The following is a 13,119-nucleotide window of genomic DNA, read 5'->3' on the forward strand; positions in this document are numbered from 1 at the left end:
TTCAATTTGATTTTTAGCGTCGAAGTCAACCCCCATTTTAGAGGTCGCCTTTTCATACTTTGTGCTTACTATAAAGCGCAGGGCGTCAAGCAACGTCTGTTGACTAATAATCACTTGGCTATGCCATTGCTTCTATTTACTAATTACGAGGAAGAGCAGGATGCTAAATAAAAAAACACTTGCTACGGCCGCTGCTACCTTTGCACTTACGATGAGCCTCTCAGCCCATGCAGACAATAACTTCCCTTCTGGCCCGCTAACATTGGTTGTCGGGTTTGCAGCCGGGGGCAGTACGGATATTCAGGCACGGGTACTTGCTAATGTCTTGTCAGAAAACCTTGGCCAGCCTGTCAACGTTGTCAACCAACCTGGCGCTGGAGGTGCAGTCTCGCTAGCACGATTAATGCACAATCAGGATGAAGGTCATACGTTTGTTTACGCTGGCACTAACGGCACACTGACTTTCGCCCCACATGCCCATGATACGAACTTCACGCTAGACGACTTCCGCTACGTTGCCAGCATTACTACCGTGCAACACGCCTTAGTAACAGGCAAAGACCGCCCATTTGGCGATAGCTGGGAAGACTTAATCGAGTACGCCAAAGAGAATCCTGGGACCAGCTACGCCACCCAGCACGCGCTGGATAGACTGGTCATTGAGTACATCATGGAGCAGGAAGGGCTTGATCTACGCATCGTGCCAACAGCTGGCGGCGGTGGTATGGCACCGCTGATTCTTTCAGGTGATGTTGACTTTGCTTATAGCGGCGGCACCCACTCTGGTTACGCAGATAGCGGAGAAATGCCCGTCCTGCTGAGCATGGATGCTGAACGCTTATTTGCTTACCCCGATGCCCCAAGCGTTATGGAGGCCGGCTATGACATTGACACTTCAGACTTTCGTGTTGTGGTTGTCCCCAAAAACACGCCCGACAGTAACGTAGAGCGGCTGGCCGAAGCCCTAGAAGAGGCAACACAGGATGAGCGTTTTATCGAAATCACCGAAGAACGCATCCTGATGCCAGTACATTTCCGTGGCGAGGAAGAAGCCACAGAGATGCTCTACGCGCAGTCTGAAAATTACCGTGCACTACTTGAGCGAATGGGCGGCGTTCCCTCAGACGACTAATCCGCATAGCTAAATATGTGCTGACATAACGCCCTCAAATGGTCTATCTAGAGGGCGTTATAGCGATGATAAGTGCTAACTAGGTTTCGAACTTACAAAGAAACTATCCCACCAGCAGCATAGTGGGTACAATGCTCGCCCATTTTCCCTAACCGCGCCTAGGGACTCTTCAAAATTGTATCCATAGGTGCCATTCTAATCGATAGAGTTCTCCTATGAGCACCACCCCGTCAATTGATAATCTTCGCAACATTGCCATTATTGCCCACGTTGACCATGGCAAAACTACCTTAGTAGACAAGCTGTTAAGTCAATCTGGCACGCTTGACCGTAAGGCTGAAGGCCAAGAGCGCGTTATGGACTCCAATGACCAGGAGAAAGAGCGCGGCATCACCATCCTGGCCAAAAACACTGCCATTCAGTGGCAAGATAGCAGTGGCAAGGATTACCACATCAACATCGTGGACACCCCTGGGCACGCCGATTTTGGTGGCGAAGTCGAGCGTGTAATGTCCATGGTGGACTCTGTTCTACTACTAGTAGACGCCGTTGATGGTCCAATGCCGCAAACTCGCTTTGTTACCCAGAAGGCATTTTCCCAGGGCCTTAAGCCGATCGTGGTAGTCAATAAAATTGACCGGCCTGGCGCACGCCCTGACTGGGTTATCGATCAGATTTTCGATCTATTTGACAACCTGGGCGCTACTGATGAGCAGCTTGATTTCCCAATTATTTACTGCTCGGCGCTAAATGGCATTGCCGGTATGGATCCGGAAGACTTATCCGACAATATGGACCCGATGTTCCAGGCGATTGTGGATATCGTTGAGCCGCCTAAGGTTGAGCTCGATGGCCCCTTCCAAATGCAGATCTCCGCACTGGACTACAACAGCTATGTTGGCGTTATCGGCCTTGGTCGCATTAAGCGCGGCTCGGTAAAACCAAACCAGCAAGTTTCCGTAATTAGCGTTGATGGCACTATCCGTAAGGGCAAAATTGGCCAGGTCATGACCCATATGGGCCTTGAGCGTGTGCAAACCACCGAAGCGACAGCGGGCGATATCGTCTGCGTTACCGGTGTTGATAATCTATCGATTTCTGACACGCTATGTGATCCGACGAGCGTCGAAGCACTGCCGCCGTTGTCAGTGGATGAGCCAACCGTTTCGATGACCTTCCAGGTCAACGACTCGCCATTCGCTGGCAAAGAGGGCAAGTTCGTCACTAGCCGAAACATTAAAGATCGCCTGGAACAAGAGCTTATCCACAACGTGGCGCTGCGCGTTGAACAAGGCGAAACGCCAGAGAAATTTAAAGTCTCCGGCCGTGGTGAACTACACCTCTCGGTACTGATTGAAACCATGCGCCGTGAAGGCTTCGAGCTGGCTGTTGGCCGTCCTGAAGTCATCATCAAAGAGATCGACGGTGTTAAGCAGGAGCCTTACGAAGAAGTCATCATCGACTGTGAAGAGCAGCATCAGGGCTCAATCATGGAAGAGCTTGGCTACCGCAAAGGCGAGTTGACCAATATGAACCCGGACGGTAAAGGCCGCGTTCGCTTGGACTTCATGATTCCTGCCCGTGGCTTGATTGGCTTCCGTGGCCAGTTCCTGACCTTGACGTCAGGCACCGGCATCCTCACCAGCCGCTTTGACCATTACGGCCCGCTGAAGCCCGATGCATCTATCGAGCGTCGCAATGGCGTTTTGGTTTCCATGGTAGGCGGCAAAGCCCTGGCGTACGCGCTATATGCCCTGCAAGAACGCGGTAAGCTGATTATTGATCACGCTACCGAAGTGTACGAAGGCATGCTGATTGGTATTAACAATCGCGCCAACGACATGGTCGTTAACCCGACCAAGGGCAAAAAGCTCGATAACATGCGCTCAACGGGTAACGATGAGAACATCGTGCTGACCCCGCCCATCAAGTTCACCCTTGAGCAGGCCATTGAGTTCCTGGATTCCGATGAGCTGGTGGAAGTAACGCCAAGCCATATCCGACTGCGCAAGAAATACTTGACCGAAAATGAGCGTAAGCGTGCTAGCAAGAAGTAAGCGTTAGCAGCAACAAACTTTAAGCAAGCCCCCAAAAGCCCGCATTTGTGCGGGCTTTTTCTTTTACAGCCATCCGCCTTCCGGCTCGCCCTTCCCACTTTCAGTCAATGCGCCAAGTGGCTCCGTTAACGCAGCCTAAACGCTAGCAGGCTGGAAAGATGGCGCGTTCTATCGCACAGTAACGCTAACCTCAGCATGGTCTCGGCCCGCTGGCATCTTGCAATTCATACAGGTGTTTGGATTTTCCCCCTATCCGGCCACCAGCACATGGGCACTCTTCATATGAGCGGTCATAACGTCTGGACTCATAAAGGCACTTTTTTATTAGCAGCGGTTGGTTCTGCCGTTGGCCTAGGCAATCTCTGGCGCTTTCCTTACCTTGCTGGTGAAAACGGTGGCGGGGCGTTTATTTTGGTTTATGCATTGACCATTTTTGCAGTGGGAATACCCATTTTAATTGCCGAAACCATGCTAGGGCGCACCAGCCGCCAAAGCCCTATTATGGGTATGCGGCACTTAACCAAAACCCACAAGACCTCCCGTGTTTGGGAGTCGATTGGCTGGTTGGGGGCCGTCTCTGCTTTTCTAATTCTAAGTTTCTACTCGGTCATTGCAGGCTGGGCGTTGCACTACACTTGGCTAATGCTGACTGGCGAACTGGTTGGCGCGGACGCGCAAACCATCGGCGATGGCTTCAATGCGCTGTTAGCGTCGCCAGGGCTGATGACGCTCTACCACACCCTGTTTATTGCAGCCTCTGCGCTTATTGTGGCAATGGGCATTCACAAAGGCATTGAGTCGGGTCTGCGAATCATGATGCCTGCTCTGTTTGCCATTCTGATCGTGGTGCTTATTTACGGTGTCATTAACGGCGACGTAGGCGCCGCAGCCGGTTTCCTGTTCACCTTTAATCTTGGCGATCTCAGCTTGGAAGGCTGGCTACAGGCCATGGGTCAATCATTCTTCACGCTGAGCCTTGGTATGGGCGCTATCATGGCCTACGGCGCGTATATGTCTAGCGAGGCCTCACTAACCCGCACCGCCATTGCCGTCGCCTTTGTGGATACCGCCGTGGCGATGGTGGCTGGCTTAGCAATTTTCTCGATCGTATTTGGCGCCGGGCTTGAGACTAGCCAAGGCCCAGGGCTTATGTTTGTAACACTGCCGCTGGCTTTTGCCGATATGCCCTTTGGCGCACTGGTCGGCGGCGTATTCTTTATTTTAGTGCTGGGCGCCGCGATCAGCTCGTCTATCTCATTGATAGAACCAGTCGCCGCTTTCTTGGTCGAGCGCTTTGATATGACCCGCCCCCAAGCGGTAACAATTATGGTCGTTGCCGCTTGGGCGATGGGTTTACTGACGGTGGTGAGCTTCAACATCTGGGCAGAAGGGACGATTTTCCACACTCTATTTGGGCGCAGCGCTTTCGACTTTATCGAGCTGCTAACCAATATCTTTATGCCACTAGGCGGCTTGATGATCGCGCTTTTTGCGGGGTGGGCACTGACTCAAAGCGAGGTCATGAAAGAGCTCGGCACCAATAAAACCTGGTTTATGGTATGGCGGTTTTTGGTGCGCTTTGTTGGCCCGGCAGCGGTATCGTTTGTTTTCTTACGCACCATCCCTTACGTAGAAGGCTATGTGATTCCTACTCTTGGCGCATTAATTATCGTGGGCGCGTTTGCGCTTAGCCAACGGATGCGTAAACCCACTTAACACAACAATAGCTACGCAAATAAGCACATATAAACAACTACATAAATAACTACGCAGACAGCCCAGACCGTCTATGGTGCGAGGATACGATGAAACCGCTTATCGAAGTACAACAAGTTAATAAAGCATTCGGTGGGCTACAGGTGATCAACGACTGCTCGATTCGTGTCGAAAGAGGCTCAATCACCGGTATGATCGGCCCCAATGGGGCCGGAAAATCCACACTGTTTAATCTCATCGCCGGGGCACTGACACCAGATAGCGGCCGCATACTGCTGGATGGTGAGGACATCACGGCATTAAGTGCCGACCAACGTTTTCATAAAGGCTTGCTGCGCACTTTTCAGATTGCCCATGAGTTCAGTCAAATGAGCGCCCTGGAAAATTTGATGATGGTGCCGCCCAATCAGGCTGGTGAAAACCTATTCAACGCCTGGTTTAAACCAGGGCTAGTACGCCAGCAGGAAGCCGAAGTGCGTCGCCGCGCCCTGGAAGTAATTGAGTTCGTTGGACTTCATCATGTACGAAATGAGCTGGCAGGCAACTTATCAGGAGGCCAGAAGAAGCTGTTAGAACTTGGCCGTACCATGATGAGCGACGCCAAAGTCGTGCTGTTAGATGAAATTGCCGCTGGCGTGAACCGCACGCTGCTAGGCGACTTAATGGGCAACATCGAACGCTTAAACCGTGAGTTGGGCTACACCTTCTTGGTTATTGAGCACGATATGGACATGATTTCCCGACTATGCGACCCAGTGATTGTGCTAGCCCAAGGGAGCGTAATGATAGAAGGGAATATTGAGGAGATACGCAATAATCCTGCGGTCATAGAGGCCTACTTCGGCACTGATGCCGCTTAAATGAACAATGCCAAAACAGCGCGTTAAACGATAACCAAAACAAAACACGGCCACCTTGGTTAAGCCATGGGCGGCACTGCTGAGACACTCTCACAGAGACACTTTCTATGTCGTCAACGCAACCTCAGCCACTGTTGGAAGCACGCGATGTGCACGGCGGCTATGGCAGTATGAATATTTTAAACGGGGTTGATATGACCCTGTACGCCGATGAAGTTGGCGTCATTGTCGGCCCCAACGGGGCGGGCAAATCCACCATGCTAAAAGCCATATTTGGCCTGTTAAACGTTAATCACGGCGAGATTCTGCTTAACGGCCAGCCAATTCATAACTTGCCACCCAACCGCCTGGTTGAGCGAGGCATGGGATTTGTACCTCAGGAAAAAAATGTTTTCCCTAGCCTAACCGTTAAAGAAAACCTGGAGATGGGCGCCTATCTCAAGCCACAAAACGTTAAGCGTATGCTGGAGCAGGTGTATGACTTTTTCCCTCCGCTAGTGGAGAAGCGCCATCAGCCTGCAGGCGAGTTGTCCGGTGGCCAGCGTCAGATGGTCGCCATGGGCCGCGCGTTAATGGCCGAACCCAGCCTATTACTGCTGGATGAGCCCACCGCGGGTCTGTCACCACTCTATATGAACGAGATTTTCGACCGAGTGAAAAAAATCAACGCCGCAGGTGTCGGTATCTTAATGGTCGAGCAGAACGCCAAGCAGGCCTTAGCAATTGCAGATAAGGGCTTTGTGCTGGCAGCAGGCCAAAACCGCTTTACGGATACCGGGGCAGCGCTGCTAGCAAACCCTGACGTTGCTAAAAGCTTTTTGGGCGGCTAGCCCGGGGGAGAAACGCGTGAACGAACTGGTCTTTTTTATTAATAACGTGGTAATTGCGGGCAGCGTCACTGGCTCTATTTATGCCATCGGCGCCATCGGCGTAACGCTGATTTTCAGCATTATGCGCTTTGCCCATTTTGCTCATGCCGACATGATGACCTTTGGTGCCTTTATGGTGTTGCTGCTCACCACCGCCTTTCCGGCAGCGGGCGCCAGCATTGGCGTCCCCACAGCGATACTCATGCTACCACTTGCCATGGTGTTAACTGCAGTGCTGGCAGTAGGTATTGATAAAGCGTTTTACAAACCGCTGCGCGCTCACGGGGTGAAGCCTATCGTTATGGTGATCGGCTCGCTGGGTGTGACGCTGATGCTCCAGGGACTTATCCGGCTATTTGCGGGCACTAGCGGGCAGAGCCTATATGTGGACGATCGCAAAGAGATTTTCCGCATTGCTCTGCCTTTTGAAGGTGCGCGCGCGCCGATTGTGATTACCGAGCCACAAATTTACTTATTTGTCATCACCATTGTCGCCGTCGTAGCGCTGCACTTTTTTCTTAGCCGCTCGCGACTGGGTAAGGCGATGCGCGCTATGTCCGACAACCCTGAGCTTGCCCAGGCATCGGGTATCAACACCAACACTATTGTGGCGGTGACCTGGGTGATCGCGGGTGGACTCGCAGCGATCGCCGGCACCCTGCTCTCGCTGGACGTTACCTTCAAACCCGACCTCAGCTTCTTCTTGCTGCTACCAATTTTTGCAGCGGCCATTGTCGGTGGCGTTGGCCACCCCTACGGCGCCATTGCGGGAGGCTTTGTGGTGGGCTTTGCAGAAACGCTAGCGGTGTTTAACTGGAACGTGCTGCTACGCCCTTTCCGCGATAGCCTACCAGCCTGGCTTGAGCTGCCTAACAATCTCGCCTTCGTGGGCACCGAGTACAAAATTGTCGTGCCGTTCTTTATTCTGGTGGCCATTCTGGTTTGGCGCCCTACCGGCCTGTTTAAGGGTAAGGTGATCTCATGAGCCACCCCACAAAAACACGTAACCCCGCTTATACACCTAAAGACCCCCCCCCTGAGCGGCGCTTTCCATTGCGAGAGCTAATACTGTTTGGTGCACTGTTCGTCGCAGTACTGGCGGTTTACGCAGTGATGGGGGCGGCCTACAGCACGCGTATGCTGGTTGAGGCGGCCTGTTACGCCATTCTAGCCCTCGGTCTAACCATTCAGTGGGGCTACGCGGGACAGTTTAATGCTGGCGTGATGGGCTTTGTTGCCTTAGGTGGCTTCTGCGCCATGCTGTTCAGCGTGCCGGTAAATGACGCTTTCTGGGGCACCGAGCTACCCGGAGAGCTCGGCCGCGTACTGCTCTATGGTATTGCCGCCACGCTGGTGGTGGTAGGTGCTACCAAGCTGGATAGGCTGGGTGTGCCTAAAAAGCTGCGTACCGTGGTTGCTGTGGTGCTGGCTGTAGTGCTCTATTTAGTGATTATCAGCCTACTGCGTGAAGTAACCAGCGATATCCAGTCACGAGCGGGGTTTGTCGGCGGCTTCGGCCTACCTGCCTGGTTGGGCTGGATAGCTGGTGGCGCGCTGGCCGGGGCCGTTGGCTACTTTATTGGCCACGTCTGCCTTGGGCTACGTAGCGACTACCTTGCCATTGCCACATTAGGTATCGCGGAAATCATTAAAGCGTTTTTGAAAAACTCCGACTGGTTGACTCGCGGCACTGCCACGGTTTCCCCGCTCCCCTGGCCCACCCCCGGCCCAGCAGAGCTGGGCTTTACCCTTTCACGCGCGGTGTACCTGTCCGTCACCGCCGTAGTGATTGCGGTGATATTCTTGCTGCTCCACCGCGCCTATCACGCCCCCTGGGGACGGATGATTCGCGCTATCCGCGATAACGAAGTCTCATCAGCGGCGATGGGTAAAGATATCAACAAGCGTCGCTTAGAGATTTTCGTATTAGGCTGCATCTTAATGGGCCTGGGCGGCGGTATGCTGGGAACATTTAATAGCCTATTCGACCCTCAGGGCTACTTACCTCTTAACCATACCTTCCTAGTACTGGTCATGGTGATTTTAGGCGGCCCTGGTAACAACTTAGGCACCATTTTCGGCGCTGTGGCCGTCTACATTATCTGGATTATGTCGGAGCCACTGGCGTTAGCCCTGATGCAGATGGCGGTCTTTATTGGCGAAGGTTGGTTCGGCTGGGAGCCGCCACGCAACCTGGAGAGCCGAGCGCTTCAGGCGCGGGTCTTTGTCATCGGTCTGCTGATTACTTTGGTGCTGCGTTTCGCCCCTAAAGGGTTACTGCCCGAGAAGATCAAAAGCCACGGTTAATCGCCTGATTTAGCAAATGCAACGCCATTAAACAATGCCCCAGGTCGGTGTGACCTAGGGCATTTTGCTTTGCTAATGCTTGCTACCTGATAGCGCCGCTACTCTATTTAGAATTTATAGCTCCACCAGACCTTTGCTGGTAAAGGTACCGTTTTCGACGACCATCTCTACGACCACACCAGGCACATCACCGTTCTCATCAAACTCGTGGGAGCCAGAGGCACCCTCGTAATTGATCTCGGTACCTGCCGCTATCAGCTCCACTGCTTTTTCCCACTCACCCGGCAGGATGATCTCGCCCGGCGCGCTGGAAACACTACGTAACGCTTCGCTTAACCCTTCGCGCTCAGCACTACCGTTCTGCTCAATGGCCAGTGCCACCAGGAAAGCAGCATCGTATGCCTGGGCAGCGAAGACTGCACTAGGGTCAATACCTGCCGCGGCTGCCGCTGCGTTGAAAATCTCAGTGCCCGGTAGGTCAGGGCTACCAGGGCGTGTGGCAATCATCCCGTCCAGCACGTCAGCACCAATGGCCTGGATGAGACTATCGCCCACCATCCCATCAGCACCGACGTATTGCGTAAACATGCCGCTTTCATAGGCTTGGCGCAGCACCGTTTGGCCAGAGGTATCGGCGTAAGCCAGTACAACGAGTGTGTCGGCACCGCTTGCTGACAGTGAGCCTAACTCGGAACGGTAGTCGGCACGGTTATCTTCGTGGGCAAGGTTTTCTGCAACTTCACCACCACCCTCTTCAAAGGCTGTGCTAAACGCCTCTGAGAGGCCACGGCCGTAGTCGTTATTGACGTAGGTCACCGCCACAAAGTCGATGCCTTTATCAAGCAATAGCTTAGCCAGCATTTCACCTTGGAAGGCATCAGAAGGCACGGTGCGGAAAACCAAATCATTGTCGTCCAGCTCAGAAACCGCCGGAGCAGTAGACGCTGGCGAAACCATCAGTACGCCACCTGGAATGGCTGCATTATTGGCAGCCGCAATAGTGGCCCCAGTGCAAAGTGCACCCACAATTGCGGTGACCCGCTCGGAATTCACCATTCGGTCGGCAGCATTAGAGGCTGCCGACGCATCAGAGCAGGTGGTGTCCCCTGACGGCATGACCAATGTTTGGCCGCCTAAAATCCCCCCCTGTTCATTTATCTGAGCCACGGCCAGCTTGGCACCCTCAAAAATAGGGGGCGTAAGGCTTTCAATTCCCCCGGTAAAACCGCCCAAGAAGCCAACTTTAACCTCTGCCTGGGCCATCGCCGTTAAGGCGAACGATGAGGCCGCAACGGCGGTGACTAATGCGCGCTTATTAATCATATTATTGGTCGCTCCCAGTGATTAAATGCCCCAACGGTCCAGCACGGGACTTCTCTTAATCTGGAACCGGAATGCAAAAAACACAAGTAACGCTTTCTAACGCTACCTTACATTTCGTTTATAGCCAGCGTTCAAGGCGCAGCGTATGGCTTAGCCAAGCATTAAAGTGGCGCCAAACGCTTCCCGGCTCTTTGGTGAGCACTTCAAGCTGTCCCTCCCGCTCAAATTGCCAGTTCAATTTACCATTATCAGCAAGCACTACTCGGTAGCTAATAGATGGCTTTTGGCCTACCGCCACTAACTCATTAAACGCCTGCAACAGCGATTCACTACGCGCTAGCACGCCTACTTCCGTATTCCAAAAAACTGACCGTGGATCGGCATTAAACGAGCCGACAAACAACTGGTCATCATAACGGATAGCTTTAATATGCAGCGCCGATGCTGATGCCCCTGGCACACGCATCTCTCCTCTATCGACTGAGGAGGATGACTCCTGCTCAGGGCGCAATTCATAGAGGGCTACTCCGCTTTCAAGCAGCGCCTGCCGCCAAGGGGCGTAAGCACCGTGTACCATCGCGACATCGGTTGCCTCCAGCGAGTTAGTAATAATATCCACCTCTACCCCTTGTTGAGCGAGCTCAACCAAGCGCTCTACACCACGCTCGGTTGGCACAAAATAGGCAGAAATCAGTATTAATCGCTCGTTTAGTGTCGTTGCGGCGGTTAAATCCCCCATTAGCGTGGATTGCCAATCTGGGGTGCCAGAATGAGCCACCTTGCCAGGCGCATCCCATAGGGCTATCCCCTTCCCCCAGTGCAAGGCCTCCCATGGGGGAGCGCTGCGCGGCTGGCGGCGAAGCTCGGTAAAATAGTCAGAGTCTGCGTTGTTATCTAGCCAGTCTGTCAGCTCCATCTTCAACGAGAGCCAAGCATTGGCGTCTACCTGATGGTAACGCTCTATGGGTTGGGCTAAGCCATGATTCCAGTAAAGATCAAAGCTATCTGATAACGTAGGCACTACCTCGCCAATCGTAATTAGGTCGAGGTCAGCAAAGTTGCGTGCGTCATTGGCGTCGAAATACTCATCCCCCAGGTTGCGCCCGCCGACAATCGCCACGCTATTATCGGCCACCCACAGTTTATTGTGCATGCGTCGATGCTGCTGGGTGGGGTTGACTACCGATGCCAGAACCCTGGGAACAAGATGCCCACGGCCAACCGAAAGTGGGTTATAAACCCGCACATGAATAGCCGGGTGACTGGACAATGCCGCTAAACGGCCACCCTGCCCAGTTGCACCAATATCATCTACGAGCAGCCTAACGCGCACGCCTTGCTCAGCAGCCTCAATCAACTTAGATAGCACCAGCCGCGTGGTTTGGCCATCGCCAAGTAAATACGTCTGAATATCCAGTGTCTGCTGGGCTTGGCGAATCAACCCTGCTCGTACAGCGAACGCCGCCTGGCCGTTGGCCAGCAGTGCAAAACCATCAGGATCCGGCTGCGCATCCAGCGCGAGGGCAGCCTGATTGCCAAGCCAGGTTTGTCGTGCTTCCGGTGGTTCAAGGCTAACGTGATGCTCACGTACTACAGTATGGGTACAGCCTGCTAACAGGGTGGTGATCGTGGCAGCTAACAGCCAGTGAGAGCACCGCTTGGTGCTAGTCATCATCGTGATCAGCTAGCCTCTGTGCCTGTCGCTTACGCAAGCGGTTACGGCGATATAGCCTTACCAATGCGATAGCCAACGCTGCGGTCACCATGCAGGCCAACACAACACCCTGCCAGGGGCGGGCAGCGTCACCCATCATGGTTTCTAAGGTAATAATCAGCATTAAGCCCAGCGCTTGCGACCCAATGGCCAGCGCCCGCAGCATGTCGAAGGCGGGTTGCGGCATAGACATCTCCGTAATTTCTAACGTGCATGATATGGTCTACTAGTGTACCTGCTTAACGGGAAAACTGATGAACGCGATTGCCCTCGGCCCACTGCTAATTTCACTGCCACGGCTATATGCCATTGGCTGCGCGCTGCTGCTGCTACTGGCCAGCCGCTATTTACTGGGTGTATCAGCACGCCAGCATAGCCGCTGGTTTAACGGGCTGCTGTTGGCATGGGTGGTGGGCGCACGCGTGGCCTACGTCGCGCTCAACTGGGAAAGCTACTACGCTGCACCACTGGATATCCTGAAGCTGTGGCAACCCGGCTATTATGGTTTGGGTGGCTTATTCGCGGGGTTGCTATGGACAGTCTGGTCACTGCGCACGCACCTGCTGTCGATGATAGGTGCCCTGGCAATGCTCGTTGGCGCGTCTAGCCTATGGCTTGTGGTAGTGACACTCGCGCCGCTGGGTAATCAGTTTGCTGTGGATACTCTGCCGGATGTCACGCTAGAGGATGTTGACGGTAACCCTGTGCATTTACCGTCGCTCAGTGAAAACGGCGACCTGATTATCGTTAATCTATGGGCCACTTGGTGCCCTCCCTGCCTGCGAGAAATGCCGTTACTGGAAGAGGCCGCCAAGCGTGACGAGGTAAGCGTTGTCATCGCTAACCAAGGTGAAGACCTGCTCCCCATCGTGCGTTATTTGGACGAGCAGGGGCTTTCGTTTCGCTATGCACTGCGCGATCCAAGCCAAACGCTGATGGCGCAGTTCAAGGCGCCGGGCTTGCCCACCACAGTGCTCTTTGACCGCCAGGGCAACACGCTGGACGTGCATGTCGGCGAGCTTACTCGTGCTCAATTAAGCCGCTGGTTGGAAGATTGAAGCCAATAGATCTTAATCCCCTCGCTGCTTTGCGTTAGAATCCCCCGCCCTGCTGCCATCGGCGAACCTTCCCGGTGGCGTAT

At 53.6% G+C, this 13,119-nt stretch carries 11 protein-coding genes; 8 read left to right on the forward strand and 3 right to left on the reverse strand.

Annotated features, from left to right (window positions below):
• Window positions 1-160: 160 nt before the first annotated feature.
• From CPA45_RS06680 to CPA45_RS06710, 7 genes are all read left to right on the forward strand, one after another.
• Window positions 161-1,132 carry a tripartite tricarboxylate transporter substrate binding protein gene (locus tag CPA45_RS06680; RefSeq protein WP_096650792.1) on the forward strand — a complete coding sequence of 324 codons (972 nt, stop codon included), beginning with the start codon at window positions 161-163 and terminating at the stop codon, window positions 1,130-1,132.
• A 215-nt stretch (window positions 1,133-1,347) separates the two neighbouring features.
• Window positions 1,348-3,189: a translational GTPase TypA gene (gene typA / locus CPA45_RS06685; RefSeq protein WP_096650793.1), complete on the forward strand. Its 1,842-nt coding sequence runs from the start codon at window positions 1,348-1,350 to the stop codon at window positions 3,187-3,189.
• 282 nt (window positions 3,190-3,471) lie between these two features.
• The gene (locus CPA45_RS06690; protein ID WP_096650823.1) at window positions 3,472-4,905 is read left to right on the forward strand and encodes a sodium-dependent transporter; all 1,434 of its coding nucleotides are present in this window, start codon (window positions 3,472-3,474) and stop codon (window positions 4,903-4,905) included.
• A gap of 89 nt (window positions 4,906-4,994) precedes the next feature.
• Window positions 4,995-5,765 (forward strand): ABC transporter ATP-binding protein, encoded by a 771-nt coding sequence (locus CPA45_RS06695; protein WP_096650794.1) that lies wholly within the window; start codon window positions 4,995-4,997, stop codon window positions 5,763-5,765.
• A 107-nt stretch (window positions 5,766-5,872) separates the two neighbouring features.
• Window positions 5,873-6,595, forward strand: a complete 723-nt coding sequence (locus CPA45_RS06700) for an ABC transporter ATP-binding protein (protein ID WP_096650795.1) — start codon at window positions 5,873-5,875, stop codon at window positions 6,593-6,595.
• A gap of 16 nt (window positions 6,596-6,611) precedes the next feature.
• Complete coding sequence (locus tag CPA45_RS06705) at window positions 6,612-7,619, forward strand: branched-chain amino acid ABC transporter permease (RefSeq protein WP_096650796.1); 1,008 nt, start codon at window positions 6,612-6,614, stop codon at window positions 7,617-7,619.
• On the forward strand, window positions 7,616-8,941 hold the full coding sequence (locus CPA45_RS06710; RefSeq protein ID WP_096650797.1) for a branched-chain amino acid ABC transporter permease: 1,326 nt from the start codon (window positions 7,616-7,618) through the stop codon (window positions 8,939-8,941). Before CPA45_RS06705 ends, CPA45_RS06710 begins: the two co-directional genes overlap by 4 nt.
• A gap of 114 nt (window positions 8,942-9,055) precedes the next feature.
• On the opposite strand, the gene CPA45_RS06715 is transcribed toward CPA45_RS06710, so the two are convergent.
• The 3 genes from CPA45_RS06715 to CPA45_RS06725 form a co-directional block, all read right to left on the reverse strand.
• Window positions 9,056-10,264 (reverse strand): ABC transporter substrate-binding protein, encoded by a 1,209-nt coding sequence (locus CPA45_RS06715; RefSeq protein ID WP_096650798.1) that lies wholly within the window; start codon window positions 10,262-10,264, stop codon window positions 9,056-9,058.
• A gap of 118 nt (window positions 10,265-10,382) precedes the next feature.
• Complete coding sequence (locus CPA45_RS06720; RefSeq protein WP_244287541.1) at window positions 10,383-11,939, reverse strand: phospholipase D family protein; 1,557 nt, start codon at window positions 11,937-11,939, stop codon at window positions 10,383-10,385.
• Window positions 11,929-12,165, reverse strand: coding sequence for a hypothetical protein (locus tag CPA45_RS06725; protein ID WP_096650799.1), 237 nt, complete (start codon window positions 12,163-12,165; stop codon window positions 11,929-11,931). The genes CPA45_RS06720 and CPA45_RS06725 overlap by 11 nt, the downstream gene beginning before the upstream one ends.
• 67 nt (window positions 12,166-12,232) lie before the next feature.
• On the opposite strand from CPA45_RS06725, the gene CPA45_RS06730 reads away from it, so the two are divergent.
• The gene (locus CPA45_RS06730; RefSeq protein WP_096650800.1) at window positions 12,233-13,036 is read left to right on the forward strand and encodes a TlpA family protein disulfide reductase; all 804 of its coding nucleotides are present in this window, start codon (window positions 12,233-12,235) and stop codon (window positions 13,034-13,036) included.
• Window positions 13,037-13,119: the final 83 nt, after the last annotated feature.

This window comes from Vreelandella nigrificans (genome assembly GCF_002374315.1).
GTDB classification, from domain to species: Bacteria; Pseudomonadota; Gammaproteobacteria; order Pseudomonadales; family Halomonadaceae; genus Vreelandella; species Vreelandella nigrificans.